Origin of the sequence: Nocardioides pymetrozini, from assembly GCF_046058985.1 — a bacterium.
In the GTDB taxonomy this organism is placed as follows: Bacteria; Actinomycetota; Actinomycetes; order Propionibacteriales; family Nocardioidaceae; genus Nocardioides.
Genome location: NZ_CP175556.1, coordinates 3,822,737 through 3,849,466, shown reverse-complemented (window position 1 = coordinate 3,849,466; position 26,730 = coordinate 3,822,737). Strand labels below are relative to the sequence as shown.

Genomic DNA, 26,730 nt, shown 5'->3' with positions numbered 1-26,730 from the left:
GGTGAACCCTCGCCCACCTGCCGGTTGACGGGCGCGAAAGGATGGAGGGCATGAGCAACCCGGAAGCCGCGCCCGACGAGGTGGTCTGCGAGGGTCGGCAGGCCGCCGGCATCGAGCTGATGGAGCCGCGCGAGGTCCCGCTGGGAGGCCCGCGTGCGATGTCGGTACGCCGCACCCTCCCGCAGCGCCATCGCTCGCTGATCGGCGCGTGGTGCTTCCTGGACCACTACGGTCCCGACCTGGTCAGCGAGAGCGGCGGCATGGAGGTCGCGCCTCATCCGCACACCGGGCTGCAGACCGTGAGCTGGCTGTTCACCGGCGAGATCGAGCACCGCGACAGCGCCGGGAACGTCGCCATGGTGCGACCGCAGGAGGTCAACCTGATGACGGCGGGCCGCGGGATCAGCCACTCGGAGGTCTCGACCCCCGAGACCACGGTGCTGCACGGCGCGCAGCTGTGGGTCGCGCTGCCCGATGCGGCCCGCGACACCGATCCCGGCTTCGAGCACTACGCGCCCGCTGAGATCGGTGGTGAGGGGTGGCGCGCCCACGTCTTCCTCGGCTCCCTCCTCGGCGACAGCTCGCCGGTGACGACCTTCACCCCGCTGCTCGGCGCGGAGGTGGTCCTCGACCCGGGGACGACGCTGCGCGTGCCGGTCGACCGGTCCTTCGAGCACGGCGTGCTCGTCGACATCGGCTCGGTCACGGTGGGGGACGTCGCCGCGCGGACCGCCGACCTGGCCTATGTGCCCCCGGGTGCCGAGGAGCTGCTCCTGGTCGCCGGCGCCGAGGGGGCGCGGATCCTGGTGCTCGGCGGACCGCCGTTCGGCGAGTCGATCGTGATGTGGTGGAACTTCGTCGGCCGCACCCACGAGGAGGTCGTCGCCTACCGCGCCGCCTGGCAGGACCAGATCACCGCTGCCGACGGGCAGGTCGTCGCGGACGGCCGGCTGGTCGCGCCCGGCCGGTTCGGCGTCGTACCCGACCAGTCGCTGCGCCCGATCCCCGCGCCCGGCCTGCCCAACGCCCGACTCAGGGAGCGCCGGTGATCGCTGGGGTCACCTGGCTGCTGGCGTTCCAGGTGCTGGGCGAGGTCCTGGTCCGCCTCCTGGACGTCACCGTGCCCGGCCCGGTGGCGGGCATGCTCCTGCTGTTCGTGTTCCTCCGCGTGCGGCGGTACGGCGACGACGGGTCCATCGTGCGCGCGGGCTCCGCGCTGCTGCGGCATCTGCAGCTGTTCTTCGTCCCGGCCGGCGTCGGCATCGTCGTCTACCTCGGGGTCCTGCGTGACGACGCCCTGCCGATCGCGGCCGCCGTCATCGGCTCGTGGCTGGTCGGCCTGGCCGTCGTGGCCTGGACGGCGGTGGGGCTCGAGCGGCTGCTCGGCGCGCCGCGCGACGACCTCGGCGCCGGCGCGGAGGGCACGGCGTGAGGGACGACCTGCTCGAGCTGGCCCGCTCGCCGCTCGCCCTGCTCCTGGTCACCCTGCTCGGCTACCAGGCCGGACGGTGGCTCCAGGCCCGCACGGGTGGGCACGCGCTCGCGCAGCCCGTGCTGCCGGCGATCGGTGCGGCCGGGCTCGCGATCACGCTCCTCGACGTCGAGTACGTCGACTACCGCGACGCCACGGAGCTGATCGCGTTCTGGCTCGGTCCGGCGACGGTGGCGCTGGCGATCCCCCTGCATCGGCAGGCCGACCGGCTGAAGGGCTTCGTCGTCCCGCTCCTCGTCGCCATCGTCGTCGGTGCCGCGACCTCGATCGTGACGGCCGTGCTGATCGCCCGGGCGCTCGGCGCGGACGAGGTGCTGGAGAAGACGCTGGCCACGAAGGCGGCCACCACGCCGGTCGCGATCGCGCTCACCCAGAGCCTCGGCGGGATCCCGCCCCTGGCGGCGGTGTTCGCGATCGGCATCGGCATCTTCAGTGCGATCACGGCGCCCGCGACCCTCAACCTGCTGCGCGTCCGCGACCGCCGCGCCCGGGGGCTCGCCGTCGGCGCCGTCTCCCACGGCATCGGTGCCTCCCGGATGCTCCGCGAGGACGAGACCGAGGGTGCCTTCGCGGGTCTCGCGATGGGCCTCTCGGCCCTGGCGATCAGCCTGCTGGTCCCGGTGCTCGCCCTCGTGCTGTTCTGAGCGGCGCCGCCGCCGGCGGCGGCGGGGCCGGCCGCGGGGGCCGGAACTACGACCGTAGTCGGACGTCCGGGGTCCGGCCAGGCGCTAGGTTCCCTGCATGCGCGTGCACGCCTTCACCGACGATGCCCTCGGCGACCTCGACGCGGTCGGCCTGGCCGAACACCTCGCGGCGGGCAAGCTCTCCGCCGCGGAGGCGGTCGACGCCGCCATCGCCCGGGTCGAGGCCGTCAACGGCCCGCTCAACGCGATGGCCCACCTCGCCTTCGACCGCGCCCGCGCCGAGGGCCGCACCCCGCGACCCGGCTTCCTGTCCGGCATCCCGACCCTGGTCAAGGACAACGTCGACGTGGCGGGGATGCCCACCCGTTCCGGCACCGACGCCTGGGAGCCGCGGCCGGCCAGGCGCAACGGAGACTTCGCCGACATGTACCTCGCCACCGGCCTGGTGCCGCTCGGCAAGAGCCAGCTCTCCGAGTACGGCTTCAGCGCCTCCGCCGAGCACCCGCGCCTCGGTGCCGTGCGCACGCCGTGGGACACCGAGCGCACCGCGGGGGCGTCGAGCTCCGGCTCGGGGGCGCTCGTCGCCGCCGGCGCCGTACCCATCGCGCACGCCAACGACGGGGGCGGCTCGATCCGGATCCCGGCGGCCGTCAACGGCCTGGTCGGGCTGAAGCCGACCCGCGGCCGGCTCGCCCAGGACAAGATGTTCCGCGACATGCCGATCCGGATCGTGTCCGACGGCGTGCTGACCCGCTCGGTGCGCGACACCGCCGCGTTCTACCGCGAGGCGGAGCGGCACTACCGCAACCTCAACCTCCCGCCCATCGGCGACCTGACGCGGCCGATCAAGCGGCGGCTGCGGGTCGCGCTCAACACGAGCGGCGTCGGGCGCAGCGCGGACGCGGAGACCCGTGCCCTCACCGAGCAGACGGCCGCGCTCCTCGAGGACCTCGGCCACACCGTCACCGAGACCGAGGCGCCGGTGGCCCCGTCCTTCGTCGACGACTTCCTGCTCTACTGGGCGACGCTCGCCGAGGTGATGCTGGTCACGGGCCGCGCCTTCCACGGCCGCAGCTGGGACCGCGCCAAGCACGACAACCTCACCCTCGGCCTGGCCCGTCACGCCCGCCGCAACCTGCACCGGCTGCCGGCCGCGATCGCGCGGCTCAAGCGCGCCAACGCGCGGGCCGAGCTCTACTACGACAGGTACGACGTCGCGCTGACGCCGACCCTGGCCACGGCCACCCCGAAGGTCGGCCACCTCGACCCGACCCTCGACTACGACACGATCATGGACCGCCTGCTCGACTGGGTCGCCTTCACGCCCTGGCAGAACGTGACCGGCGCGCCGGCCGTCTCCCTGCCCCTGGCGACCACCGCGGCGGGCCTCCCGCAGGGCATGATGCTGGCGGCCGCGCCGGGCCAGGAGGCGCTGCTCATCGAGCTCGCCTACGAGCTCGAGCAGGCCCGTCCGTTCGCACGGATCCAGGGCTGAGCCCAGGCCCAGGGCCGAAAAGCGGTGCCGATTTCGCGCCGTACACAGGCGCGTGTATCGTTCTGCGCCGTTGCCCCTTTAGCTCAGTCGGCAGAGCGTCTCCATGGTAAGGAGAAGGTCTACGGTTCGATTCCGTAAAGGGGCTCTGAGATGGGGCGCCGCCGCACGACCCGCCGGGTGGATACTGGGCGGGAGACGCGGAGGGCGCCCTCCTCACGTGGCGGGATAGCTCAGACGGTTAGAGCGCACGACTCATAATCGTGAGGTCACGGGTTCGATCCCCGTTCCCGCTACCGAGTACCCCGGCACCACCACCTGCAACTCAAAGGACTTCCTGTGGCCAGCAAGAGCAGCGACGTTCGCCCCAAGATCACGCTCGCGTGCGTGGACTGCAAGGAGCGCAACTACATCACCAAGAAGAACCGGCGCAACGACCCCGACCGCATCGAGCTGTCGAAGTTCTGCCCGCGGTGCCGCAAGCACACCGCGCACCGCGAGACCCGCTGAGTCTCCGCTCCACGGAGCGCACCGAAGGCCCGCGTCCCCCTGGGGGCGCGGGCCTTCGCCGTTCCCTCTCGCCGGTCCTCCGCTGACTCGCGAGTAGCCGAGACCCCCGACTAGGGTCAGGCCATGCCGATCGACGCCTCCCTGGCCGGGCGGGCCTTCCCGCCGACCGCGCCGGTCCCGGTCACCACGGACTCGGTCACGGCCTTCGCGACCGCCATCGGCGCGGGCGCCGCCGGCGCCGTCCCGCCGACGTACCCGATCGTGGTCACCTTCGCCGCCCTGCAGGACTTCCTCGCGGCCGAGCAGGTGGAGCTGTCGCGGATCGTGCACGGTGACCAGCGCTTCCGCTACGAGCGGCCGGTCGTGGTCGGTGACGAGCTCACCGCCACCTTGACCGTCACCGGCGTGCGCTCGATCGGTGGGAACGACATCATCAGCACCTCGAGCGAGATCACCGACGCGACCGGTGCGCTGGTCTGCACGGCGACCGCGACCCTGGTGCACCGTGGAGGCGAGTCATGACCGACCCGAGGCCCGCGCTGACGCCGGGAGCGGAGCTGGCGCCGCTGACCTTCGAGGTCACGCGCGCGGACCTCGTCGCGTACGCCGTCGCCAGCGGCGACCCCAACCCGATCCACCAGGACGAGGAGGTCGCCCGCGCGGTCGGCCTGCCCGGCGTGATCGCCCACGGCATGTACACCCTCGCCCTGGTCGGCCGCGCGGTCGCGGAGTGGACCGGCGAGGCCGAGGTCGTGGAGCTGGGCGCGAAGTTCGTCGCGCCCGTCGTCGTCCCCGCCGAGGGCGCCGCGCGCGTCACGGTCGCCGGCACCGTGGGGGAGCGGCGGCCCGACGGCCTGCTGAGCCTCGCTCTGGAGATCACCTCCGACGGCACCAAGGTGCTCGGCGCACCCAAGGTCGCCGTCCGCGCCTGATGAGCCCCGACCCCGCGCTGGCGGACCTGACCACGCTCCGCCTCGGCGGACCGGCGCGCAGGTACGTCGCCGCCCCCGACGCCGACGCCCTCGTCGCGGCCGTGACGGAGGCGGACCAGGCCGGCGAGCCGGTCCTCGTCGTGGGCGGCGGGAGCAACCTCGTGGTCGCCGACGCGGGGTTTGCCGGCACCGTCGTGCACCTGACCGGCGGCGGTGTCCGCGTCGAGGACGGCGGCGAGCGCGTGCGTGTCTCCGTCGCCGCCGGCGAGCCGTGGGACGCCCTCGTGGCCCGCGCCGTCGCGGAGGGCTGGGTGGGCGTCGAGGCGCTGTCCGGCATCCCCGGCACTGCCGGGGCCACGCCGATCCAGAACGTCGGCGCCTACGGGCAGGAGGTCGCCCAGACCATCGAGGCGGTGATCGTCTGGGACCGCGCTCTGCGCGGAGCGCGGACCTTCACCGGCGAGGAGTGCCGGTTCTCCTACCGCCACTCGCGGTTCAAGGCCGACCCCGGCCGCCACCTGGTCCTCAAGGTGACCTTCGCCTTCGACCGCGGCGAGCTGTCCGCTCCCGTCGGGTACGCCGAGCTCGCCCGCACCCTCGGCGTGGCCGCGGGGGAGCGCGCCCCGCTCGCCGCCGTCCGCGAGGCGGTCCTGGGCCTCCGTCGCGGCAAGGGCATGGTCCTCGACCCGGCCGACCACGACACGTGGAGCGCCGGCTCCTTCTTCACCAACCCCTTCGTCGAGGCGGACCGGCTGCCGGAGGGCGCGCCGTCGTACCCCCAGCCGGACGGTCGGGTGAAGACCAGCGCCGCCTGGCTGATCGAGCGCGCGGGCTTCGCCAAGGGCTTCGGCCTCGATCGCCCCGGCGCACGAGTGTCGCTGTCGAGCAAGCACACCCTCGCGCTCACCAACCGCGGCGGCGCGACGACCGCGGAGCTGCTCGCCCTGGCGCGCGCGGTCCGCGACGGTGTGAGGGAGCGGTTCGGGATCGAGCTGGTCAACGAGCCGGTTCTCGTCGGCTGCACGCTCTGAGGGCAATTTCGTCAAAGCGTCTCCAAAGGCGGCGCGCCGAAATTAGTCTGCCCTCACCAGACGGCGCTGCTCCCTGCGCTGTCGTTCTCACGAGGAGTCTCTCGGATGACCAACCTTCTGCTCCGGCGCGCGGCTGCCGGGCTCTCCCTCGCGGCTGTGGCCGCCGCCGGCCTCGCCTCGGTGCCGACGTCCGCCCACGCCCAGATGACCGACGGCTGGGCGTACGGCAACGTCGACATCGACGTCGACGGCCCGTGCGAGTCGCCGGGCGGCGGCGACTGGTTCGAGGGGGAGTGGACCGACAACGGCGCCCCGCACACCGCCGGCACGTCCGACTCGGTGACCGCGACCGGTGCCGAGGGCGACGTGGTCGACGCCGCCAGCTCGTACTCCTCGACGATCACCTCCACCCCGCTCGGCGCGGGTCCGGCGACGGTCACCGGCAAGGTGACGAGCTCGGCATCGGCGCTCTCCCACCAGGCGTCGACCGACTGCGACGTCCGGGCGGACGCGGACGGTCGGGCCTACGGCGTCTTCACCCTCACGCAGCCGATGTGGGTCACGCTGACGGTCGCCAGCGAGAGCCAGCGCAGCGGTGACTCCGGCGGCGCCCTCATGGCGGGCGTCGGCAGCATCGGCGAGTTCGGCTGGCCGCTGCCGGTCCGCCGGGCCGCCGCCGCCGACGAGACGCAGGCCGAGATGCTGATGGCGGCCGTCGGCAACCGCGGCTCGTCGAGCGCCAGCACGCTGCTCCCTCCCGGGGAGTACGCCGTGGCGACCCTCTCCAGCACCTACGCGGAGGCGTCGGGTGACACGGAGGGCAGCATCGCGTTCACGGGCACCTTCAAGATCGACTTCCAGACCCCGGGCACGGCCTCGGCCGTCCTCGGCAAGGGCGCCTCGAAGGTGCAGTTCGGCGCCCGCGACTGCGCCAACGGCAACGTGCCCGTCGCGCTGAGCAAGAAGACCGTGAAGAAGGCCAAGGCCGTCAAGTTCCGCGTCGACGGCAAGAAGGCGCTGACCCTGAAGGGCAAGAAGCTCAAGGGCAAGAAGGCCAAGGCGAAGACGGTGCTCCTGCCGTCCTCGCCCACGGCCCGCGTCACGGTGAAGGTCAAGATCAAGCTGGAGAACGGTCGCAGCATGCAGGCGACCCGGTCGTACCTCCCCTGCAAGTGAGGGGCTTGATCCGTCGCTGAGTGTGGTGGGCCCGGTCGGGAACGACCGGGCCCATCTGCATGTGGGTGACCTCGTCAGAGGTAAAGAAAATATGGATCCGACGTGACCCGCGCCGCCGATCACTAACGTCACGAGCCAACTCCCCCGACCGTGCCGACCGAGGCCGGTCTCCCCCTCTTGAGGAGCTCATTGATGAAGCGAATGATCGTCCGGCGCGGGGCCGTCGGACTCGCCCTAGGTGCTCTCGCGATGACTGGCGTCGCGAGCGTGCCTGCACCCGCTCGGGCCGCTGTCAGCGACGCGTGGGTCTCGACCGATATCGACGTCCACGACGACAGCAGCAACGTCAACTGCGTCGAGAGCGCCACGGGCAACTCCCCGGATGCTCTGGCCTGGAGCGACAACGGTGTGAAGGTGACGCAGAGCTATGCCGAGTCGGGCACGATCACTGCGCCCGGTGAGACGACGGCTCTGACGGCGACCGGCACGACGAGTGTGGTCGCCACTCCTCTCGGCGCCGGCCCGGCGACGCTCACCGCGAGCAGCTCCCTCACGGTCTCCGCCGTCCCGAGCACGGCGGCCACGGCCTGCAGTGGACATGCGACGGCCAGGGGCGAGGCTGACGGCGACTTCGTCCTGTCCCAGCCGATGTGGGCCACCATCACGGTGACGGGCAACGGCAGTGGAGGCGCGGAGGTGGGCGGCGGGGTCTATCTGCAGCTCGCAGACGGTTCCATCTATGCTCAGGCGAGCAAGCGGTCCAGCGGCACGACCACGGTCTTGCTGCCGGCCGGCCCGGTCGACTTCGAGTTCGATGCGTGGGCCGACGCCTACGCGGACGAGCCCGGCCGCTACGCCGGGGCGGTCGTGGTGGACGCCAAGATCGAGCTCCAGCCGCTCGGCGCCGCATCGGCCCTGGCGGGCAAGGGCAAGGCCTACACCGTGTTCGGCGCCCGGGACTGCGCGACCGGCAACATCGCCGCGGCGATCACCAAGAAGGCCAAGAAGAAGGCCCAGCAGGTGCTGATCAAGGTCAACGGCGCCACCGTCGCGAAGTTCAAGGGCAAGAAGCTCAAGAAGCGGACCCTCGCGCTGCCGGCCGCGCCGAGGGCCAACGCCGAGGTCGTCGCGACGATCAAGCTGAAGAACGGCAAGAAGGTGACCGTGACCCGGTCGTACCTGGCTTGCTCCTGACGCACCTGATCACCGCATGAGTGCTGCGGGCCCGGCCGACCGGCCGGGCCCGCAGTGCGTTCACCGGGACCGGGGTGGATCGCGTCAACCAGGGTGACGCGATCGGCCCCGATCAGAGTGATCGGGCCCGCTCAGTCCCGTGCGGCCGGCTCCGCCTGCAGCCAGGCGTCGATGTCGGCGAGCGCGGCGTCGACGAGGTCCTTGGGTGCCCGGCTGGCGCGGAAGGACATGCGCGCGAGCTCGGCCAGCTGTTCGTCGGTGAGGTCGTGGGCGGCGCGCATGGTGGCGTACTGGCCGGCGAGCCGCGAGCCGAAGAGCAGCGGGTCGTCCGCGCCGAGAGCGACGGTCGCCCCGGCTTCCAGCAGCGTCGGCAGCGGGACCGAGGTGAGGTCGGAGTAGACGCCGAGCGCCACGTTCGAGACCGGGCACACCTCGAGCGCCACGCCGGCGTCGACGATGCGGGCCAGCAGGTCCGCGTCCTCCGCGGCGCGTACGCCGTGGCCGAGCCGTCCCGCGTGCAGCGCGTCGAGGCAGACCCGGATGTGCTCGGGGCCGCGCAGCTCGCCGCCGTGCGGCGCGAGCAGCAGCCCCGCTCGCTCGGCGATCGCGAACGCCCCCGCGAAGTCCGCGGTGCGCCCCCGGCGCTCGTCGTTGGAGAGCCCGAAGCCGACCACGCCGCGGTCGACGTACTGGCTGGCGAGGCGGGCCAGGGTCCGGGCGTCGAGCGGATGGCGGGTCCGGTTGGCCGCGATCACGACGGCGATCCCGAGGCCGGTGCGCGCCGAGGCGTCACGCACGGCGTCGAGGACGAGGTCGGTGAACGCGGTGATGCCGCCGAAGCGGGCGGCGTACCCGCTGGGGTCGACCTGGATCTCGAGCCAGCGCCCGCCGTCGGCGACGTCGTCCTGCGCCGCCTCGAGCACGAGCCGGCGGACGTCGGCCTCGGTGCGCAGCACCGACCGAGCGACGTCGTAGAGCCGCTGGAAGCGGAACCAGCCCTTCTCGTCGGCCGCGGTGAGCTGCGGGGGCCACTCCTCGACGAGGGCGTCGGGCAGGTTGATCCGGTCGCGGGCGGCCAGCTCGAGCAGCGTGCTGTGGCGCATCGAGCCGGTGAAGTGCAGGTGGAGGTGCGCCTTGGGCAATGCCGTCAGATCCCGCACGCCGCTCATCCTAGGAGGACGCCGCGGCGCCTCGTACGGCGGAGCGCGGCGCCGCGTTGGGGCCGGGCCGTACTTTGGCGGGTGAGCGGTGCATCTGTAGAGTGCTCCTCGGTGGATCTTCCACATGCTCGGTCGCGCCCTGAACCAGGATGCGGGCGAGCGGGAGAAGCCGCGGAGGGCACTAGCTCAACTGGCAGAGCATCGGTCTCCAAAACCGAAGGTTGGGGGTTCAAGTCCCTCGTGCCCTGCAAGAGATGACGACCAGCCGGCCGCACGGTCGGCTGCAGAGAAGAGAAGGTGAGCAGCGTGGCGGATGCTCCGGCAGTCCGTGGGGATCGCAAGGACCCCTCGGGCGGCAAGCAGGCCGAGAAGCGCACCGGACCGGTGACCTTCTATCGCCAGGTCGTCGCCGAGCTCCGCAAGGTGGTCTGGCCCAGCCGCGACCAGCTCAGCACCTACTTCGTCGTCGTCCTCGTCTTCGTCCTCGTGATGATCGCGATCGTCTCGCTGCTCGACCTCGGCCTGGGCAAGCTCGCGTTCGAGATCTTCACCGGCGCCGACGACATCTGAGCGTCGACGCGTCCCGCGTCGGCCGACAACTGTTTGTTCTTCGACAACTGATGGAGCACCACGTGTCCGAGCAGTACGACCCGGCCCAGGCTGACGAGGCGCTCGCCGAGGCGGCCCACGACGTCGACGACGTCCCGGAGGCCGACGTCGCCGAGGACACCGCCCTCGAGGAGACCGCCCTCGACGAGACCGACGCCGACGACGCCGCTGACGTCGACCCCGACCATGACTCCGACGAGGACTCCGACGAGGACTCCGACGAGGACGAGCCGGCCGAGGCGGCCGACGAGGACCCGCTCGAGGCGTTCCGCCGCGAGCTGTGGGCCAAGCCCGGCGACTGGTTCGTGGTGCACACCTACTCCGGCATGGAGAACCGGGTGAAGCAGAACCTCGAGAACCGGATCCACTCCCTCAACATGGAGGACTACATCCACGAGATCGTGGTCCCCACCGAGGAGGTCGCCGAGATCAAGAACGGTCAGCGCAAGATGGTCAAGCGCACCGTTCTCCCCGGCTACGTGCTCGTCCGCATGGACCTCACCGACGAGTCCTGGGCCGCCGTGCGGCACACGCCGTCGGTCACGGGCTTCGTCGGCCACAGCCACCAGCCGGTGCCGCTGAGCATGGACGAGGTCGAGAAGATGCTCGCGCCGGCCGTCGTCACCGCGGCCGCCGCCGAGGCCGAGGCCGCCGCGGCCAGTGGCGGCGTCGCTGCCGCCACGCCGGCCAAGAAGCCGATCGAGGTCGCCGACTTCGGCATCAACGACTCGGTCCTCATCGTCGACGGCGCGTTCGCGACGCTGCACGCGACGATCACCGAGATCAACGCCGAGGCCCAGCGGGTCAAGGCGCTCGTCGAGATCTTCGGCCGCGAGACGCCGGTCGAGCTGTCGTTCTCCCAGATCCAGCGGGTCTGAATTTCGCTTCTCCGGGCCCCGGCGCGGAGAATGTCCGGGTTGCCCGGCTCCGGCCGGTGCGATGCAGGTGGCAGAGGCGTACGACGTACGCCTCGTCATGACCACGAGAAGAAAGAGATAGAGGAATGCCTCCCAAGAAGAAGATCGCCGCACTGGTCAAGGTGCAGCTGCAGGCCGGCTCGGCCACCCCGGCTCCGCCGGTCGGTACCGCGCTCGGTCCGCACGGCGTCAACATCATGGACTTCTGCAAGGCGTACAACGCGCAGACCGAGTCCATGCGCGGCAACGTCATCCCGGTCGAGATCACCATCTACGAGGACCGGACCTTCGACTTCATCACGAAGACCCCGCCGGCCGCGGAGCTGATCAAGAAGGCCGCCGGCCTGCAGAAGGGCTCGGGTGTCCCGCACAAGGAGAAGGTCGGCAAGCTGACCAAGGACCAGGTGCGCGAGATCGCCACGACCAAGCTCCCCGACCTGAACGCCAACGACATCGACGCCGCGATGAAGATCGTGGAGGGCACTGCGCGCTCCATGGGCGTCACGGTCGACTGACCTACCGTGGAAGGGCCGCGCTGGCCCGCTGACCACACCTCCTCATCTAGCTAAGGAACCACCATGCAGCGCAGCAAGACCTACCGCGCGGCTGCGGAGACGTTCGACAAGAACGAGCTCTACGCGCCGCTGGCCGCGATCAAGATCGCCAAGGCCGCCAGCAAGAAGAAGTTCGACGAGACGGTCGACGTCGTCATGCGCCTGGGTGTCGACCCGCGCAAGGCCGACCAGATGGTCCGGGGCACCGTCAACCTGCCCCACGGCACCGGCAAGACCGCCCGCGTCCTGGTGTTCGCCAACGGTGACAAGGCCGAGGCCGCCCGTGAGGCCGGCGCCGACTTCGTCGGCAGCGACGAGCTGATCGACAAGGTCGCCGGCGGCTGGACCGACTTCGACGCCGTGGTCGCCACCCCGGACCTGATGGGCAAGGTCGGTCGCCTCGGCCGCGTGCTCGGTCCCCGCGGCCTCATGCCGAACCCGAAGGTCGGCACCGTGACGCCCGACCCGGCCAAGGCCGTGTCCGACATCAAGGGCGGCAAGATCGAGTTCCGCGTCGACCGCCACGCCAACCTCCACTTCATCGTGGGCAAGGCGTCCTTCTCCGAGCAGCAGCTCGCCGAGAACTACGCGGCCGCCCTCGAGGAGGTGCTGCGGCTCAAGCCGTCCAGCTCCAAGGGCCGCTACCTGAAGAAGGTCACCGTCTCCACGACCATGGGCCCCGGCGTCCAGGTCGACCCCAACCGCATCAAGAACGTCGCGGTCGAGGACGAGGCCTGATCCAGGCACCCAGCGCGACGACGCCCGCCGCTCCCTCCGGGGATCGGCGGGCGTCGTGCGTCTGCCGACTTCTAGGGTGGGTGCCGTGAGGACGGGGCTGCGGAGGGGGCTGGGGACGAGCCTCGGGACCCTGGCCGCGCTGCTCGCGCTCGCCGCCTGCTCCGACGACCCCGCCCCGGAGACAGACCCGGCGGCCGACGAGCCGACGAGCACCACCGCGCCGCCGGGCCTCGACGAGGTCCCGCCCGGGTACGACGAGCGCCCCGACGGCGCCGCGCCCCCGGCCGACGACGAGCTCGGCGACGCCGCCCTGACCGCGCTCCTGCGCACCCGCTCGTCGGTGCGCGCGGACGGCCACTGCACGCCGGAGCAGGTCGCCGTGACGCTCGAGGGCCTCGACTCGAGCCTGGGGCACCGCTACTCCCGCATCGTCGTCCGCAACCGCTCCCGGGAGGCATGCGCCGTCGAGGGCGTTCCCGGCATCGGCCTCCGGGGCCAGTGGGGCTCGAGGTTCGTGCCGGAGGTGGAGCACAGCGACCGCTCCCTCAACGGCGACCCGGTCGCGTCGGCGCCGCTCCGCCTCGCGCCGGGGGAGCGGGCCGCGAGCGACCTGGAGTGGACCGGCGACCTGGCCGGCGCCGAGGCCGAGCCGGCGTCGCTGCTCGTCGTCCAGCTGGCGTCGGGTCAGGTGCCGGTGGCGATCCCGGCCCGGGTCGGCACCGAGTGGCTGGACTTCGGCCAGTTCACGACGCTCCGGCTGACGCCGTTCGCTCGCACTCCTTGACCGCGCCCCCTCACCCCGCGAGCGACTCCAGCGCCGCCAGCTCGACACACACCGCGACCCCGGCCATGGCCGCCTGCACCTCGTCGAGCACCGGGAAGGTGGGGGCGAGGCGGATGTTGCGGTCGCGCGGGTCGTTGCCGTGCGGGAAGGCCGAGCCGGCGGGGGTGAGCGCGATCCCGGCCTCCTTGGCGAGCTGGACCACGCGCGACGCCGTACCGTCGAGGACGTCGAGGTTCACGAAGTAGCCGCCGGTGGGGACGGTCCACTCCGCGATGCCGAGGCCGCCGAGCCGCGACGACAGCGCCTCCTCGACCGCGGCGAACTTCGGCGCGATCAGGTCGCGGTGCTTGCGCATGTGGGCGCGCACGCCGTCGGCGTCGCCGAAGAACTCGACGTGGCGCAGGTGGTTGACCTTGTCGGGCCCGATGGCGGCGAAGTTGAGCCGCTGCAGGTACCAGGCGCGGTTCTCGGGGGAGGCCGCGAGCGCGGCGACGCCGGCGCCTGCGAAGGTGATCTTGGAGGTCGAGGCGAACATGATCGGCCGGTTCGGGTGCCCCGACGCGGCCGCCAGTCCGAGGGCGTCGGCGCTCTTGGCCTCGTCGTCGGTGAGGTGGTGCACGGCGTACGCGTTGTCCCACAGGATCCGGAAGTCCGGCGCCGCGGTCGGCATCGCCATCAGCTCGGCGGCGACCTCCGGCGAGCACACCGCACCCGTCGGGTTGGCGTACGTCGGCACGATCCACATGCCCTTCACGCTCGGGTCGTCGGCGACGAGCGCGCGCACGGCGGCCGGGTCGGGGCCGTCGGCGTTCATCGGCACGGTGACCATCTCGATGCCGAGCTCGGCCAGCATCGTGAAGTGGCGGTCGTAGCCGGGGACCGGGCACACGAACTTCACCACCGGCTCCTGCGACCACGGTCGCGGGGAGTCCGGACCGCCCTTCAGCAGCATCGCCGTGAGCACCTGGTGCATCATCGTGAGGCTGGAGTTGCCGCCACACACGACGCTGGCGACGTCCACGCCGAGCAGGTCGGCGAAGATCTCCCGCATCTCGACCAGCCCGTCGAGCCCCCCGTAGTTGCGCACGTCCGTGCCCGAACGGTCCCGGTACGACGACGGCAGGCCGAGCAGGTCGTTGGACAGGTCGAGCTGGTCGGCGCCCGGCTTGCCGCGGGTCAGGTCGAGCTTCAGGCCCCGCCCCTTGAGCTCGTCGTAGGCGGCCCGCACGCTCGTCAGGCGCGCGGCGAGGTCGTCGGCGGACAGGGCGGACAGCGGCGTCGAGGAGGAGGGCATGAGGTCCATCGTGCCAAGTCCGCGCGCGACGCGCGCGCCCGGTCCGCGCACGCGGACGGCCGACGACGCGACCTAGGCTCCGCGCTGGACGTCGGCCGGCGACCAGAACGCCCGCATGCTCGTGATCCGGCCCTCCTCGTCGAAGGTCATCACGTCGATCGGCTCGATCGGCGACTGCTCGGCGCCCGACCCGGAGACCACGCGGAAGCTGAAGGCGGCCTCCGCGCCGGCGGCCCGCAGGGCGAGCAGCTCGGTACGGCGCTCGCGACCGGCCAGCACCTCGTAGAACGCGGCGATCTCGTCCGTGCCGCGGCGCACCGGTGCCCCGACCGGATCCTCGACGGTCGCGTCGGCCGCATAGAGAGCGGCGATGTCGGCGCCGCTGCGGGCGGTGGCGACGAGGTCGAGATAGCGGGTGACGATGGCGCGTGCGTCGAGGCTCATGGCCGGATCGTCCGCGTCGGGGGCGCGCCCGCGGACGGACGGTCCCGCTCCCCGGGACTGCGGGCGAGGCCTCGTGGATTTGGCGCGGCGCCGGCGCTCGCCGTACCGTGGGCCACTGAAACCTTAAGACCGCCGGTCGTCCGGGCTCCGAGCCCTGACCGAAGGTTCCGCCGAAGGGCGGACGGCCTGCGCAGGGGATCAGAGCACATCACGGGCGCCGAGAGGCGCACGCGGTCCACGCCCTGAGCGCCTGCGCTCGGGGCGTTCGTCATTGTGGCGAATCCTTCGCGGTGGTCCCCATCCGGAAGGAGACCCATGGCGCGGGCAGACAAGCAGGCCGCCGTCGCGGAGATCGCTGAGTCCTTCAGCGAGTCCGCAGGCGCTGTGCTGACCGAGTACCGCGGTCTCACCGTCAAGGAGCTGCAGGACCTTCGCCGCTCCCTCGGTGCGAACGCCAACTACGCCGTGGTCAAGAACACGCTGGCCAAGCTCGCCGCCACGGAGGCGGGCATCGAGGGCTTCGACGAGCTCCTCACCGGCCCGACCGCCATCGCCTTCATCAAGGGCGACGTGGTCGAGGCGGCCAAGGGCCTGCGTGACTTTGCCAAGGCGAACCCCACCCTGGTCATCAAGGGTGGCGTTCTGGACGGCAACCTCCTCGACGCGAACGAGATCGCCAAGCTGGCCGACCTCGAGTCGCGCGAGGTGCTCCTGGGCAAGCTCGCGGGCGCCATGCTCGCTTCGCTCAGCCAGGCCGTCTACCTCCTCAACGCCCCGCTCGCCCAGGCTGCCCGGCTCGCCGGCGCCCTGGAGGCGAAGGCCCAGGAGGACCCCTCGATCCTCGCAGGTGGTGCCGGTACGCCGGTCGCCGCCGAGGAGGCTCCGGCTGCCGCCGAGGCCCCCGCTGACGAGGCTCCCGCCGCGGACGACGCGGACGCGGCCGCCTCCGACGAGGGCGACACCGCCGAGGCCTGAGGGCCCCGGCGTCACCACCACCTGAAACCCCGGACCGGCCGCGACACCCGCAGCCGGACCACCTGAGAAAGGAAACGCCACCATGGCGAAGCTCACCACCGACGAGCTCCTCGACGCGTTCAAGGAGATGACCCTCATCGAGCTCTCCGAGTTCGTGAAGCAGTTCGAGGAGACCTTCGGCGTCACCGCTGCCGCTCCCGTTGCCGTTGCCGCTGCTCCCGCCGCCGGCGGCGGCGCCGCGGGTGGCGACGACGCCGCTGCCGCGCAGGACGAGTTCGACGTCATCCTCGAGGCCGCTGGTGACAAGAAGATCAACGTCATCAAGGAGGTCCGCGCGCTGACCTCCCTCGGTCTCAAGGAGGCCAAGGACCTCGTCGAGGGCGCCCCCAAGGCGATCCTCGAGAAGGTCAACAAGGAGACGGCCGACAAGGCCAAGGAGTCCCTCGAGGGCGCCGGCGCCACCGTCACGCTCAAGTGATCTCGGCCGAGCGCGTCGCATAGCGTGCTCGCCGCCCGGGGCCTCGCAAGCTCGGCCCCGCGGGCGTCGCACGCTGCGGCTTCGCCGCCGTGCGACGCGCTGCCGGCCTCGCGGTCGAGGTGATCTCGGTGCGAGGCCGACGGGCGGCCAGACGCGGCGGCCCGGCCAGACGTGGCTCGCTGGGCCAGATCTGGCCAGACGCGGCTGGCTCGGCCGAATGCCGGCGGCGCGCTCGGACAGCTCGCTGACACGAGGCGGGTCCCTTCGGGGGCCCGCCTCCTGTGCTTTTTCGGAGGTGGGGGTCGGGGGACGGCTACTCGGGAGTTGGACGCGATGCCTACTCGCCAGTACCTTGCGGGTCTCGATGGCCGGCTACGGGTGACGCGCGCCACGGTTGCCGCGTAACGTGCGCCACGCGGCTGCGTTGTTCCTTCGCAGCCGGGGCCGGCGAGCGGACGAGGGAGAGAGCACACATGGGCGTCGACGTACAGGTCACGAACCTGACGAAGAGTTTCGGGAAGCAGCTCATCTGGAAGGGCGTGACCCTGACCCTGCCCGCAGGCGAGATCTCGGTGATGCTCGGCCCCTCGGGCACCGGAAAGTCCGTCTTCCTCAAGGCGCTCATCGGGCTCATCAAGCCCGACGAGGGCTCGATCGTCATCGAGGGCACCGACATCGCCTCCTGCTCCGAGAAGGAGCTCTACGAGATCCGCAAGCTGTTCGGCGTGCTCTTCCAGGACGGCGCCATGTTCGGCTCCATGAACCTCTACGACAACGTGGCCTTCCCGCTGCGCGAGCACACCAAGAAGAGCGAGTCCCAGATCCGTGACATCGTCATGGAGAAGATGGACATGGTCGGTCTGCTCGGCGCCGAGATGAAGCTGCCCGGCGAGATCTCGGGCGGCATGCGCAAGCGCGCCGGCCTGGCTCGCGCGCTGGTGCTCGACCCCGAGATCCTGCTGATCGACGAGCCCGACTCGGGTCTCGACCCGGTCCGCACCTCGTTCATCAACCAGCTCTTCGTCGACCTCAACGCCCAGATCGACGCCACCTTCCTCATCGTCACCCACGACATCCACAGCGTGCGCGTGGTCCCCGACCAGATCGGCCTGCTCTACCACAAGCACCTGGCCATGTACGGCCCGCGCGAGATGCTGCTGTCGTCCGACGAGCCCGTGGTGCGCCAGTTCCTCAACGCCCAGACGATCGGCCCGATCGGCATGTCGGAGGAGAAGGACGCCGACCAGCTGGCCGCGGAGCGGGACATGGACCTGCCGCCGCTGCCGCCGATCCCGCTGCAGATGGAGCCGTCCAACGGCATCCCGCGGCGCGCCCAGGCGGCGCCCGGGGCCTGGTGCCGGGCCAACGGCGTGATCCCGCCGCCGGGATCCTTCACCCGCGAGGCGGAGCACGCCAGCGGCAGCACCAACCACTGAGCACCACAGCACGACAGACAGCACGACCGAAGGCACGACGATCAGGAACGGAAAGGGGCGGTAGGTGTCGCTCACCGCAGCGCGCGTGGTCGCCCCGCTCGGCACCGCTGGCAAGCTGTTCGCGTTCGCGCTGGACGTGGGGCGCGGCCTGTTCCGCCGTCCCTTCCAGGGCCGCGAGTTCATCCAGCAGGCGTGGTTCATCGCCTCGGTCACGATCATCCCGACCGCGCTGGTCGCCATCCCCTTCGGCGCGGTCATCGCCCTCCAGGTGGGTGGCCTGATCAAGCAGTTCGGTGCGCAGTCCTTCACCGGCTCCGCGTCCGTGCTCGCCGTCATCCAGCAGGCGGGCCCGATCGCGACCGCCCTGCTGATCGCCGGAGCGGGCGGCTCGGCCATCGCGGCCGACCTCGGCGCGCGCAAGATCCGCGAGGAGCTCGACGCCATGATGGTGCTGGGCATCGACCCGATCCAGCGCCTCGTCGTCCCTCGCGTGCTGGCCTGCATGCTCGTCGCGGTGTTCCTCAACGGCATGGTCAGCGTCGTCGGCGTCGGCGGCGGCTACGTGTTCAACGTGATCCTCCAGGACGGGACGCCCGGTGCCTATCTCGCCAGCTTCACCGCGCTCGCCCAGCTGCCCGACGTGTGGATCGGCATGATCAAGGCGCTCGTCTTCGGACTCATCGCCGCGATCGTGGCGGCCTACAAGGGCATGAACGCCGCCGGCGGCCCGAAGGGCGTGGGCGATGCGGTCAACGAGTCCGTGGTCATCACCTTCCTGCTCCTGTTCGTCGTCAACTTCACCTTGAGCACGATCTACCTGCAGGTCGTGCCCCCGAAGACGGGTTAGGGCGGACATGGCGAGCATCAAGGCGATCTACGACCGGCCCATGAAGGGCCTGGACAACCTCGGCCACGAGCTGTCCTTCTACATCAAGGTCCTGCTGGCGCTGCCCCGCTCGGTCAAGCGCTACCCGCGCGAGATCCTGCGGATCCTGGCCGAGGTCACGCTCGGCTCGGGCGCGCTCGCCGTCATCGGCGGCACGGTCGGCGTCATCATCGGCATGACCTTCTTCACCGGCGCCCAGGTCGGGCTGTCCGGCTATGCCGCGCTCAACCAGCTCGGCACTGCCGCCTTCGCCGGCTTCGTGTCGGCGTACTTCAACACCCGTGAGATCGCCCCGCTGGTCGCCGGCATCGCGCTCGCGGCGACCGTCGGCTGCGGCTTCACCGCCCAGCTCGGCGCGATGCGGATCTCCGAGGAGATCGACGCCGTCGAGGTCATGGCGATCCCGTCGATGCAGTTCCTGGTGACGACCCGGGTGGTCGGCGGCCTGATCGCGATCGTCCCGCTCTACGTCGTGGGACTGCTGTCGTCGTACGTCGCGAGCCGGCTCGTGGTCACGCAGTTCTACGGACAGTCATCGGGCACCTACGACTACTACTTCAACCAGTTCCTGCCACCAGGGGACGTGCTCTGGTCGTTCGGCAAGGTCCTGGTGTTCGCCGTCGTCGTGATCCTGATCCACTGCTACCACGGGTACACCGCCTCGGGCGGTCCCGCGGGCGTCGGCGTGGCCGTGGGCCGCGCGGTGCGGACCAGCATCGTGGCGATCAACGTGATCGACCTCTTCCTGTCGATGGCCATCTGGGGTGCCTCGACGACCGTCAGGCTGGCGGGGTGATCGGAGAATGAGCAGGATCCTCTCGGCGCACAAGGCGCTCGGCGTCGTGTTCGTGGTGCTGTTGCTGCTGGGCGTGTGGCTGACCTACGCGACCTTCACGAAGAAGTTCACCGACTACGACGAGGTCACTCTCAAGACCTCCAACATCGGCCTGCAGCTGCCCAACCGCGCCGACGTGAAGGTGCGCGGCGTGCTGGTCGGCGAGGTGCTCGAGGCCCGCTCCGGCGACGCCGGCGGCGCCGAGCTCACCCTCGGGCTGTATCCCGACAAGATCGACGTGATCCCCGCCAATGTGACCGGCTCGATCGTGCCCAAGACGCTCTTCGGCGAGAAGTACGTCTCGCTCGAGGTCCCCGAGACGGGCCCGTCGGGGGTCATCCGAGCGGGCGCCACGATCGACCGCACCGTGGTGTCGACCGAGCTAGAGGAGGTCCTCTCGGACCTGTACCCGCTGCTGCGCACGGTGCAGCCGGCCGAGCTCAACGCGACGCTCACCGCGCTGGCGACGGCGCTGGAGGGCCGCGGCGAGCTGCTCGGCAAGAACCTGGAGACCCTCGACAGCTATCTCAAGCGGATCAACCCGGAGATCCCCGCGCTGCTCGAGGACCTCAAGCTGACCGCGCAGGTCTCCGACATCTACGCCGACATCCTTCCCGAGGTGGCTCAGATCCTCGACGACACCGTGAAGACGACCGGCACCCTGGAGGAGCGCGAGGCCGCGCTCACCGCGACCCTGCGTGACGTGCGGAGCTTCTCCGACACCGCTCGCGCCTTCCTCGACGCCAACGCCGAGAGGCTCAAGCGGGCCGGAGAGCTGAGCACCCAGACCCTGCGGGCGGTGGCGCGCTACGCGCCGACCATCCCGTGCATGGCCGCAGCGGTCGTCAAGGTCCAGGGCCGCCTGGCCGAGGCCTTCCGCGGCTTCGAGCTGCACATCGTGCTGGAGACCCTCAAGGACCAGCCGCGCAAGTACACCGCGGCGGACCGTCCGTTCTTCGGCGAGGACCGGGGCCCGGACTGCCTGGGCCTGCCGAACATCCCGTACAACCAGGAGAACCCCTACCCGCCGTTGCCGCGCCTCAACGACGGCATGAGCAGCTCCACCGGCAAGGGCAACCTGCGCTCCGCTCCCGGCGGCCCGCTCGGCTACACCGGGAGCCCGGACGACGTGGCCGCGCTGCGCGGCGCCCTGGACACGGAGTACGACGGCGCGGGCAGTGACGTCAACGTCCTGCTGGCCGGTCCCCTCCTCGCGGGAGGTGCTCGCTGATGATCCGCGGACTCGACAAGAAGACCGGCGGCGACCTGCTGCGCCTGGTCGTTTTCATGGTGACCACGGCGCTGGCGACGAGCGTGCTGGTCATCACCATCGGCAACCTGTCCTTCGGCGCCACCAAGGAGTACGCCGCCGACTTCGTCGACGCGACGGGCGTGAACAAGGGCGACGACATCCGGATCGCCGGCGTCAAGATCGGCACGGTGCAGGACATCGAGATCATCGAGGCCGACCGGGCGCGGGTCACGTTCACCGTCGACGACGAGACCCGGATCGACGAGGCGACCCACGCGACGGTCAAGTACCGCAACCTGATCGGCCAGCGCTACATCGCGCTGACCCAGGAGGGCAGCGGTGGCGAGCGGCTCGGCGAGGAGGAGGCGATCCCGGTCTCCCGGACCCGCCCGGCGCTCGACCTCACCGTCCTCTTCAACGGCTTCAAGCCGCTCTTCGAGGCGCTCTCGCCGGATGACATCAACAAGCTCTCCTACGAGATCGTCCAGGTCTTCCAGGGTGAGGGCGGCACCGTCGAGGGACTGCTGTCCAGCACCGCCTCGGTCACCCAGACCCTGGCCGAGCGCGACCAGGTGATCGGCGAGCTGCTGACGAACCTCGACTACGTCCTCGACCACGTCGCCGACCGCGACCAGCAGCTGACCGACCTGATCGACAGCTTCCGCAGCCTGGTCGGCGGGCTCAACGAGGACCGCGAGGCGATCCTGTCCTCCCTGGACTCCATCTCGGAGCTCTCGGTGCAGACCGCGGCGCTGGTGACGGACATCAAGGACCCGTTCATCAAGGACATCAAGGAGCTGCGCAAGGTCGCCGGCAACCTCGACCGCGGCCGCAAGGAGATCGACCGCGGCCTGCAGGTGCTGCCGATCAAGCTCACCAAGATCGGCCGGACCGCGACCTACGGCTCCTGGTTCAACTTCTACCTGTGCCACTTCAAGGCCACCATCAAGATCCCGGGCCTTCCCAACCCGGTCGGCGCGACGTACGCGACGGCCGCCGACCGATGCACGCTCGGATGAGGGGAGTGAGCCACCGATGAAGCCCTTCCGCGAGCGCAACCCCGTGGTGATCGGCGCCGCGAGCATCGCCGTCCTCCTCCTGGGGCTCGTCGCCGCCTTCCGTGCCAACGACCTGCCCCTGATCGGCGGTGGGGACACCTACTACGCGTCGTTCAGCGAGGCGGGCGGCCTCAAGGAGAAGGACGAGGTCCGCATCGCCGGTGTCCGCGTCGGCCAGGTCACCGGCCTCGAGCTGGACGGGAACTCGGTGAAGGTCGCCTTCAAGCTCAAGACGGACACGCCGTTCGGTGACGAGACCCGCGCCGACATCAAGGTCAAGACGATCCTCGGCTCGATGTACCTCGCCCTCGACCCCGCCGGTGAGGGTCAGCTCGCGGAGGGCGCCGTCATCCCGGTCGAGCGGACCAGCTCGCCGTACGACGTCGTCGACGCCTTCACGGGCCTGGCCGAGACCTCCGCCGACATCGACACCGACCAGCTCGCCGGCGCTCTGACGACGCTGGCCGACCTGACGCGCAACACGCCCGAGGAGTTCCGCGCGGCGCTGGACGGCCTGTCCTCGCTCGCCGAGACGGTGGCCTCGCGCGACGACGAGATCAACTCCCTGCTGAAGAACCTCAACCGGGTCTCGACGGTGCTCGACTCGCGCGACGAGGACATCGTGGCGCTGATGAAGGACGCCGACACCCTGTTCACGGCGCTCCTGCAGCGCAAGGCGCAGATCCACCGCCTGCTGGAGTCGACGTCCACGCTCAGCACGAAGCTGACCGGGCTGATCAAGGACAGCCGGGCCGACCTGAAGCCGGCGCTGGACCACCTCGACTCCGTGCTGCAGGTCGTGAAGAAGAACGAGGACAACCTGGAGGACTCGATCCACCTGATGGCACCGTTCTACCGCGTGTTCGCCAGCACCCTCGGCAACGGCCCCTGGTTCGACACCTACATCTTCAACCTTCCGCCGGTCCCCGGGACGGTGACCCCGTGAGCCCCGCGCGCCGCTGGATCCCGCTCGCCGTCATCGGCCTGCTCGTCGTGGCGGGCCTCGTCTGGATGGTCGGGGGCCCGAGCAACGACAAGACGGTCACGGCGTACTTCCCGCGCGCCGTCGCGGTGTACGAGGGCAGCGAGGTCCGCGTCCTCGGGATCCCCGTGGGGCGGGTCCGTGACGTGGAGCCGCAGGGGACCAAGGTCAAGGTCGTCATGGCCTACGACGCGGACACCAAGGTGCCGGCCGACGCGGACGCCGTCATCGTCTCGCCCTCGGTCGTCGGCGACCGCTACATCCAGCTCTCGCCCGCCTTCGAGGAGGGCGACGAGGTGATGGCCGACAACACGGTGATCGACGCCTCCAAGACCGCCATCCCACTGGAGCTCGACGAGATCTACGGCAGCATCGACAAGCTGACCGTCGCCCTCGGCCCCGAGGGCGCCAACAAGGAGGGCGCGCTGACCGACCTGCTCGAGCAGACGGCGAAGAACTTCGGCGGGCAGGGCGCTCAGTTCCACCAGACGATCGAGGACTTCGGGCGGCTCAGCGAGACGCTCGACAACAACAAGGACGAGCTCTTCGAGTCCGCGGCGCAGCTGGAGTCGTTCCTCAAGACCCTGGCCGACAACGACACCACGGTGCGCGACTTCAACAAGTCCCTCGGCGACGTCTCCGGCCTGCTGGCCGACGAGCGCCAGGAGCTCACCACCGCGCTCTCGAACCTCGGGACGGCGCTCGACCAGGTGGCGCGCTTCGTCAAGCGCAACCGTGCCGTGCTCGGTCGCAACATCCGCGACGTCAACCGGGTCGCCAAGGTGCTGGTCCGCCAGCGTGCGGCGCTGGACGAGCTGCTGGACGCCGGCCCCCTGGCGCTGACGAACCTCTACCACACCTACAACCCCAAGGACGGCACGCTCGACACGAACGCCAACCTGGGCAACCTCGTGCACGAGCTGACCTCCAACCCGAAGGCCGTCCTGTGCGCCCTGGTCTCGGCCGCGGACAAGAACGGCGACATCTGCGACCTCGTGGGGACGCTGCTGCCGCGCAGCGCGCCCTTCGGCACGGGCTCCTGGCACGGCCAGACCTACGACCCGACCCTCAACGGCCTGGTGGAGGTGGACCGATGAGCCTGCGCAAGCGGATGCGGGCCGTGGGCGCCCTCCTGGCCGGAGCGGTGCTGCTGACCGGCTGCGACTTCGACGTCTACGAGCTGCCGCTGCCCGGCGGCGCCGACACCGGCGACGACCCGATCGAGGTGACGGTCCGCTTCGACGACGTCCTGGACCTGGTGCCGAAGTCCTCGGTCAAGGTCAACGACGTCGCCGTGGGGCAGGTCAGCGGGGTGCGCCTCGACGGCTACCAGGCCGTGGCCACCCTCCAGCTGCGCAAGGACGTCGACCTGCCCGACAACCCCGTGGCGTCGATCCGACAGACCAGCCTCCTGGGCGAGAAGTTCGTCTCGCTCGCCGCTCCGCCCAGCGGTGCGCAGGGGCGTCTGTCCGACGGCGACGTCATCCCCGACGGCGGTCGCAATCCCGAGGTCGAGGAGGTGCTGGGCGCCTTGAGCCTGGTCCTCAACGGCGGCGGCATCGCCCAGCTGAAGACCATCACCTCCGAGCTCAACCTCGCGCTCGAGGGCCGTGAGGACTCCGCGAAGTCGGTGCTGACCCAGGTGTCCTCGCTGATGGGCCAGCTCGACGAGCGCAAGCAGGACATCGTGAACGCCATCGAGTCGGTCAACCGGCTCGCGGTCACGGCGCGGCAGCACCAGGACAGCATCGACCTGGCGCTGGAGGAGCTCCCGAGCGCGCTGGAGTCGCTGGACCGCCAGCGCGACGACCTGGTCGCGATGCTGGACGGACTGACGAAGCTCAGCGACGTCGGCGTCCGGGTGATCAACACGACCAAGGCCGCCACGGTCGACACGCTCAAGTCGCTCGACCCGGTGCTCACCGAGATCGCGAAGGCGGGATCCGACTTCGTCGACGGGTTCAGCACCTTCTTGACGTTCCCGTTCATCGACGAGTCGGTGGGCCGCGACCCGCAGGTCGCCCGCAACCTGCACATGGGCGACTACGTCAACCTGTCCATCGACCTGCAGCTCGACCTCGGCAACCTCAACCTTCCCGACGTGCCCTGCATCCTGGTGAACGAGCTGCCGGACTCGCCGCTCGACCAGCTGGTCAACCTCAAGACCCTGTGCGACAGCACCTGGAAGACCCTGCAGGGCTGCCTGAAGACACCGCCGGACGCCAAGGCGTGCGCCCTGCTCCCGCAGTACCTCCTCGACGACGTCTGCAAGGCCGTCAAGCTGCTGTGCGGTCTGACCGGAGGACTCACCGGAGGTCTGACCGGGGGTGCCAAGAGCGGCACCGCCGGTGCCAGCGGCGCGAGCCCCAACCCGATCCAGAGCCTGCTCTCGAGCGTGCTCAGCGGCGGCGGGCTCGGCCGTCCGGCGCCGGGCGGCGACACCGACGTCGACACCATGTGGTCGGAGTTCGACGCCGCCTACGACACCGATCTCGTCAGCCTCTACGCAGCGCCGCTGACCGAGGGTGGACCGAAGGGGAGGGCCGCGCGGTGATCACTCGTCGTACCCGGATCCAGCTGCTCGTCTTCGCGATCATCACGCTCGTGGGCGTCTCGTTCGTCGGTGCTCGCTATGCGAAGCTCGACCGGGTGCTGGTCGACCGCGACTACACGGTCACGGCGCACTACCCCCAGTCCGGCGGCATCTTCACCGGGGCCGCGGTCACCTACCGCGGTGTCGGCATCGGCACCGTCGGCGAGCTGGAGCTCACCGACGAGGGTGTCGACGTCCACCTCGACATCGACAAGAAGTGGGACAAGATCCCCAGCGACGTACTCGCCCTGGTCGGCAACCGGTCGGCCGTCGGCGAGCAGTACGTCGAGCTGCAGCCGCAGACGGACGACGGGCCCTACCTGCGGGAGGGATCGGAGATCTCCGAGGTCGCGACCCCGATCGCGACCGAGAAGCTGCTGGGCGACCTCTCCGCGACGGTCGCCAGCGTCGACCGCGAGGCGCTGCAGACGACCGTGACCGAGCTGGGCGAGGCCTTCGCCGGCACCGGCCCGGACCTCCAGCGGATCATCGACACCGGCAACTCCTTCATCGAGACCGCCGACGAGAACTTCGACCTCACCACGGCCCTCATCCGGGACAGCAACACCGTCCTGCAGGGCCAGGTGGCCTCCGAGTCGTCGCTGCGCACCTTCGCCCAGCAGCTCTCGCTGTTCAGCTCCGCGCTTGCCGGCGCCGACCCGGCTCTGCGGAAGGTGATCGACTCGGGATCGGTGGCGGCCACCCAGCTGCGGACCTTCCTGGAGCAGAACGGCGTCGAGCTCTCCGAGCTGCTGGCGAACCTGGTCGCGACCGGCGAGGTCGTCGTCAAGCACCTGCCGGCGCTCAAGCAGATGCTCGTCGTCTACCCCTACGTGATCGGCGGCGGCTTCGTCACCGTGGGCAAGCGCTCGAAGCAGCAGGGCGGCAGCGGGTTCTGGGACTCGCACTTCGGCCTGATCATCGCCCCGACGTCGACGCCCTGCTACGCCGGCTATCTCAAGACCCGGCGCAACCCGGAGTCCGACCGCGGCAACCTGCCGATGCCCGACAACGTCGGCTGCACCGAGCCGATCACCAAGTCCAACCCGCGCGGCACGCAGAACCTGCCGCGCGTGGCCCCCGGTGTCCAGGGCTACGACCTGGGTGTCGCGCGCGACGCCGCGGGCGAGCTGACCTGGTCGGTGACCGGGCAGGCTGACGAGTGGCCCGGCATGCGGGGTAACGTGGCGCCCCCGTCGCTGGGAGAGGACTCGTGGAAGTGGCTCTACCTCCAACCGTTGCTCGACCCCACCGCCCGGTGAGG

29 protein-coding genes and 3 tRNA genes are annotated in these 26,730 nt (G+C 70.8%); 29 read left to right on the top strand and 3 right to left on the bottom strand.

Features of this window, described 5'->3' with window-relative positions; genetic code table 11:
* The first annotated feature begins 50 nt into the window (after positions 1-50).
* From ACJ5H2_RS18850 to ACJ5H2_RS18795, 12 genes are all read left to right on the top strand, one after another.
* The gene (locus tag ACJ5H2_RS18850; RefSeq protein ID WP_408896970.1) at positions 51-1,049 is read left to right on the top strand and encodes a pirin family protein; all 999 of its coding nucleotides are present in this window, start codon (positions 51-53) and stop codon (positions 1,047-1,049) included.
* Positions 1,046-1,432, top strand: a complete 387-nt coding sequence (locus ACJ5H2_RS18845; RefSeq protein WP_408896969.1) for a CidA/LrgA family protein — start codon at positions 1,046-1,048, stop codon at positions 1,430-1,432. The genes ACJ5H2_RS18850 and ACJ5H2_RS18845 overlap by 4 nt, the downstream gene beginning before the upstream one ends.
* Positions 1,429-2,136 (top strand): LrgB family protein, encoded by a 708-nt coding sequence (locus ACJ5H2_RS18840; RefSeq protein ID WP_408896968.1) that lies wholly within the window; start codon positions 1,429-1,431, stop codon positions 2,134-2,136. Before ACJ5H2_RS18845 ends, ACJ5H2_RS18840 begins: the two co-directional genes overlap by 4 nt.
* A gap of 97 nt (positions 2,137-2,233) precedes the next feature.
* Positions 2,234-3,631: an amidase gene (locus ACJ5H2_RS18835; RefSeq protein ID WP_408896967.1), complete on the top strand. Its 1,398-nt coding sequence runs from the start codon at positions 2,234-2,236 to the stop codon at positions 3,629-3,631.
* A 72-nt stretch (positions 3,632-3,703) separates the two neighbouring features.
* Positions 3,704-3,776 (top strand) — tRNA-Thr (locus ACJ5H2_RS18830).
* Between the two features lie 74 nt (positions 3,777-3,850).
* A tRNA-Met gene (locus ACJ5H2_RS18825) sits at positions 3,851-3,924 on the top strand.
* Between the two features lie 43 nt (positions 3,925-3,967).
* Positions 3,968-4,138, top strand: a complete 171-nt coding sequence (gene rpmG / locus ACJ5H2_RS18820; RefSeq protein ID WP_028654832.1) for a 50S ribosomal protein L33 — start codon at positions 3,968-3,970, stop codon at positions 4,136-4,138.
* Positions 4,139-4,261: 123 nt separating this feature from the next.
* Entirely contained in the window at positions 4,262-4,660 is a 399-nt protein-coding gene (locus ACJ5H2_RS18815) for a MaoC family dehydratase N-terminal domain-containing protein (RefSeq protein ID WP_408896966.1), read from the top strand.
* Complete coding sequence (locus ACJ5H2_RS18810; RefSeq protein ID WP_408896965.1) at positions 4,657-5,070, top strand: MaoC/PaaZ C-terminal domain-containing protein; 414 nt, start codon at positions 4,657-4,659, stop codon at positions 5,068-5,070. Before ACJ5H2_RS18815 ends, ACJ5H2_RS18810 begins: the two co-directional genes overlap by 4 nt.
* Positions 5,070-6,101: a UDP-N-acetylmuramate dehydrogenase gene (locus ACJ5H2_RS18805; protein WP_408896964.1), complete on the top strand. Its 1,032-nt coding sequence runs from the start codon at positions 5,070-5,072 to the stop codon at positions 6,099-6,101. The genes ACJ5H2_RS18810 and ACJ5H2_RS18805 overlap by 1 nt, the downstream gene beginning before the upstream one ends.
* 105 nt (positions 6,102-6,206) lie before the next feature.
* The gene (locus ACJ5H2_RS18800; RefSeq protein ID WP_408896963.1) at positions 6,207-7,277 is read left to right on the top strand and encodes a hypothetical protein; all 1,071 of its coding nucleotides are present in this window, start codon (positions 6,207-6,209) and stop codon (positions 7,275-7,277) included.
* A 267-nt stretch (positions 7,278-7,544) separates the two neighbouring features.
* Positions 7,545-8,471 (top strand): hypothetical protein, encoded by a 927-nt coding sequence (locus tag ACJ5H2_RS18795; RefSeq protein ID WP_408896962.1) that lies wholly within the window; start codon positions 7,545-7,547, stop codon positions 8,469-8,471.
* A gap of 131 nt (positions 8,472-8,602) precedes the next feature.
* On the opposite strand, the gene ACJ5H2_RS18790 is transcribed toward ACJ5H2_RS18795, so the two are convergent.
* Complete coding sequence (locus tag ACJ5H2_RS18790; RefSeq protein WP_408896961.1) at positions 8,603-9,631, bottom strand: adenosine deaminase; 1,029 nt, start codon at positions 9,629-9,631, stop codon at positions 8,603-8,605.
* 175 nt (positions 9,632-9,806) lie between these two features.
* On the opposite strand from ACJ5H2_RS18790, the gene ACJ5H2_RS18785 reads away from it, so the two are divergent.
* The 6 genes from ACJ5H2_RS18785 to ACJ5H2_RS18760 all read left to right on the top strand — a co-directional run bounded on the left by ACJ5H2_RS18785 (position 9,807) and on the right by ACJ5H2_RS18760 (position 13,233).
* Positions 9,807-9,879: transfer RNA gene (locus ACJ5H2_RS18785), tRNA-Trp, on the top strand.
* Between the two features lie 49 nt (positions 9,880-9,928).
* Entirely contained in the window at positions 9,929-10,201 is a 273-nt protein-coding gene (secE, locus tag ACJ5H2_RS18780) for a preprotein translocase subunit SecE (RefSeq protein WP_408896960.1), read from the top strand.
* A 50-nt stretch (positions 10,202-10,251) separates the two neighbouring features.
* Positions 10,252-11,118: a transcription termination/antitermination protein NusG gene (gene nusG / locus ACJ5H2_RS18775; RefSeq protein WP_408896959.1), complete on the top strand. Its 867-nt coding sequence runs from the start codon at positions 10,252-10,254 to the stop codon at positions 11,116-11,118.
* 125 nt (positions 11,119-11,243) lie between these two features.
* Positions 11,244-11,672: a 50S ribosomal protein L11 gene (rplK, locus tag ACJ5H2_RS18770; protein ID WP_141004427.1), complete on the top strand. Its 429-nt coding sequence runs from the start codon at positions 11,244-11,246 to the stop codon at positions 11,670-11,672.
* A 63-nt stretch (positions 11,673-11,735) separates the two neighbouring features.
* Positions 11,736-12,449 (top strand): 50S ribosomal protein L1, encoded by a 714-nt coding sequence (gene rplA / locus ACJ5H2_RS18765; protein ID WP_408896958.1) that lies wholly within the window; start codon positions 11,736-11,738, stop codon positions 12,447-12,449.
* Positions 12,450-12,534: 85 nt separating this feature from the next.
* A complete protein-coding gene (locus tag ACJ5H2_RS18760; protein ID WP_408896957.1) occupies positions 12,535-13,233 on the top strand; it encodes a DUF4232 domain-containing protein in 699 nt (232 codons plus the stop codon).
* Positions 13,234-13,243: 10 nt separating this feature from the next.
* Here the strand turns inward: ACJ5H2_RS18760 and ACJ5H2_RS18755 are convergent, their stop codons facing one another.
* The gene (locus ACJ5H2_RS18755; RefSeq protein WP_408896956.1) at positions 13,244-14,527 is read right to left on the bottom strand and encodes an aminotransferase class I/II-fold pyridoxal phosphate-dependent enzyme; all 1,284 of its coding nucleotides are present in this window, start codon (positions 14,525-14,527) and stop codon (positions 13,244-13,246) included.
* Between the two features lie 72 nt (positions 14,528-14,599).
* Positions 14,600-14,971, bottom strand: coding sequence for a nuclear transport factor 2 family protein (locus tag ACJ5H2_RS18750; RefSeq protein WP_408896955.1), 372 nt, complete (start codon positions 14,969-14,971; stop codon positions 14,600-14,602).
* Between the two features lie 315 nt (positions 14,972-15,286).
* Between ACJ5H2_RS18750 and rplJ the strand changes: the two genes are divergently transcribed.
* The 11 genes from rplJ to ACJ5H2_RS18695 all read left to right on the top strand — a co-directional run bounded on the left by rplJ (position 15,287) and on the right by ACJ5H2_RS18695 (position 26,728).
* Positions 15,287-15,946 (top strand): 50S ribosomal protein L10, encoded by a 660-nt coding sequence (rplJ, locus tag ACJ5H2_RS18745; RefSeq protein WP_408896954.1) that lies wholly within the window; start codon positions 15,287-15,289, stop codon positions 15,944-15,946.
* An 82-nt stretch (positions 15,947-16,028) separates the two neighbouring features.
* Positions 16,029-16,424 carry a 50S ribosomal protein L7/L12 gene (gene rplL, locus ACJ5H2_RS18740; protein WP_408896953.1) on the top strand — a complete coding sequence of 132 codons (396 nt, stop codon included), beginning with the start codon at positions 16,029-16,031 and terminating at the stop codon, positions 16,422-16,424.
* Positions 16,425-16,897: 473 nt separating this feature from the next.
* Positions 16,898-17,860, top strand: coding sequence for an ABC transporter ATP-binding protein (locus tag ACJ5H2_RS18735; RefSeq protein ID WP_408896952.1), 963 nt, complete (start codon positions 16,898-16,900; stop codon positions 17,858-17,860).
* A 64-nt stretch (positions 17,861-17,924) separates the two neighbouring features.
* Positions 17,925-18,707 carry an MlaE family ABC transporter permease gene (locus ACJ5H2_RS18730; protein ID WP_408896951.1) on the top strand — a complete coding sequence of 261 codons (783 nt, stop codon included), beginning with the start codon at positions 17,925-17,927 and terminating at the stop codon, positions 18,705-18,707.
* Positions 18,708-18,714: 7 nt separating this feature from the next.
* Positions 18,715-19,542, top strand: coding sequence for an MlaE family ABC transporter permease (locus ACJ5H2_RS18725; protein WP_408896950.1), 828 nt, complete (start codon positions 18,715-18,717; stop codon positions 19,540-19,542).
* A 7-nt stretch (positions 19,543-19,549) separates the two neighbouring features.
* Positions 19,550-20,812: an MCE family protein gene (locus ACJ5H2_RS18720; protein WP_408896949.1), complete on the top strand. Its 1,263-nt coding sequence runs from the start codon at positions 19,550-19,552 to the stop codon at positions 20,810-20,812.
* The gene (locus ACJ5H2_RS18715; RefSeq protein ID WP_408896948.1) at positions 20,812-21,852 is read left to right on the top strand and encodes an MCE family protein; all 1,041 of its coding nucleotides are present in this window, start codon (positions 20,812-20,814) and stop codon (positions 21,850-21,852) included. Before ACJ5H2_RS18720 ends, ACJ5H2_RS18715 begins: the two co-directional genes overlap by 1 nt.
* A gap of 16 nt (positions 21,853-21,868) precedes the next feature.
* Positions 21,869-22,837, top strand: coding sequence for an MCE family protein (locus ACJ5H2_RS18710; protein WP_408896947.1), 969 nt, complete (start codon positions 21,869-21,871; stop codon positions 22,835-22,837).
* Complete coding sequence (locus ACJ5H2_RS18705; protein WP_408896946.1) at positions 22,834-23,970, top strand: MCE family protein; 1,137 nt, start codon at positions 22,834-22,836, stop codon at positions 23,968-23,970. Before ACJ5H2_RS18710 ends, ACJ5H2_RS18705 begins: the two co-directional genes overlap by 4 nt.
* Positions 23,967-25,427: an MCE family protein gene (locus ACJ5H2_RS18700; RefSeq protein WP_408896945.1), complete on the top strand. Its 1,461-nt coding sequence runs from the start codon at positions 23,967-23,969 to the stop codon at positions 25,425-25,427. The genes ACJ5H2_RS18705 and ACJ5H2_RS18700 overlap by 4 nt, the downstream gene beginning before the upstream one ends.
* A complete protein-coding gene (locus tag ACJ5H2_RS18695) occupies positions 25,424-26,728 on the top strand; it encodes an MCE family protein (RefSeq protein ID WP_408896944.1) in 1,305 nt (434 codons plus the stop codon). The genes ACJ5H2_RS18700 and ACJ5H2_RS18695 overlap by 4 nt, the downstream gene beginning before the upstream one ends.
* The last annotated feature ends 2 nt before the right edge of the window (positions 26,729-26,730 follow it).

Bases quoted from the DNA above. Each gene is read 5' to 3' on its own strand.
- ACJ5H2_RS18735 (WP_408896952.1), top strand. From the start codon at position 16,898: ATGGGCGTCGACGTACAGGTCACGAACCTGACGAAGAGTTTCGGGAAG.
- ACJ5H2_RS18810 (WP_408896965.1), top strand. From the start codon at position 4,657: ATGACCGACCCGAGGCCCGCGCTGACGCCGGGAGCGGAGCTGGCGCCG.
- rplJ (WP_408896954.1), top strand. From the start codon at position 15,287: ATGGCGCGGGCAGACAAGCAGGCCGCCGTCGCGGAGATCGCTGAGTCC.
- nusG (WP_408896959.1), top strand. From the start codon at position 10,252: ATGGAGCACCACGTGTCCGAGCAGTACGACCCGGCCCAGGCTGACGAG.
- rplA (WP_408896958.1), top strand. From the start codon at position 11,736: ATGCAGCGCAGCAAGACCTACCGCGCGGCTGCGGAGACGTTCGACAAG.
- ACJ5H2_RS18715 (WP_408896948.1), top strand. From the start codon at position 20,812: ATGATCCGCGGACTCGACAAGAAGACCGGCGGCGACCTGCTGCGCCTG.
- ACJ5H2_RS18800 (WP_408896963.1), top strand. From the start codon at position 6,207: ATGACCAACCTTCTGCTCCGGCGCGCGGCTGCCGGGCTCTCCCTCGCG.
- ACJ5H2_RS18720 (WP_408896949.1), top strand. From the start codon at position 19,550: ATGAGCAGGATCCTCTCGGCGCACAAGGCGCTCGGCGTCGTGTTCGTG.
- ACJ5H2_RS18835 (WP_408896967.1), top strand. From the start codon at position 2,234: ATGCGCGTGCACGCCTTCACCGACGATGCCCTCGGCGACCTCGACGCG.
- rplL (WP_408896953.1), top strand. From the start codon at position 16,029: ATGGCGAAGCTCACCACCGACGAGCTCCTCGACGCGTTCAAGGAGATG.
- ACJ5H2_RS18725 (WP_408896950.1), top strand. From the start codon at position 18,715: ATGGCGAGCATCAAGGCGATCTACGACCGGCCCATGAAGGGCCTGGAC.
- ACJ5H2_RS18805 (WP_408896964.1), top strand. From the start codon at position 5,070: ATGAGCCCCGACCCCGCGCTGGCGGACCTGACCACGCTCCGCCTCGGC.
- ACJ5H2_RS18850 (WP_408896970.1), top strand. From the start codon at position 51: ATGAGCAACCCGGAAGCCGCGCCCGACGAGGTGGTCTGCGAGGGTCGG.
- ACJ5H2_RS18755 (WP_408896956.1), bottom strand. From the start codon at position 14,527: ATGCCCTCCTCCTCGACGCCGCTGTCCGCCCTGTCCGCCGACGACCTC.
- rplK (WP_141004427.1), top strand. From the start codon at position 11,244: ATGCCTCCCAAGAAGAAGATCGCCGCACTGGTCAAGGTGCAGCTGCAG.
- ACJ5H2_RS18815 (WP_408896966.1), top strand. From the start codon at position 4,262: ATGCCGATCGACGCCTCCCTGGCCGGGCGGGCCTTCCCGCCGACCGCG.
- ACJ5H2_RS18710 (WP_408896947.1), top strand. From the start codon at position 21,869: ATGAAGCCCTTCCGCGAGCGCAACCCCGTGGTGATCGGCGCCGCGAGC.
- ACJ5H2_RS18700 (WP_408896945.1), top strand. From the start codon at position 23,967: ATGAGCCTGCGCAAGCGGATGCGGGCCGTGGGCGCCCTCCTGGCCGGA.
- ACJ5H2_RS18750 (WP_408896955.1), bottom strand. From the start codon at position 14,971: ATGAGCCTCGACGCACGCGCCATCGTCACCCGCTATCTCGACCTCGTC.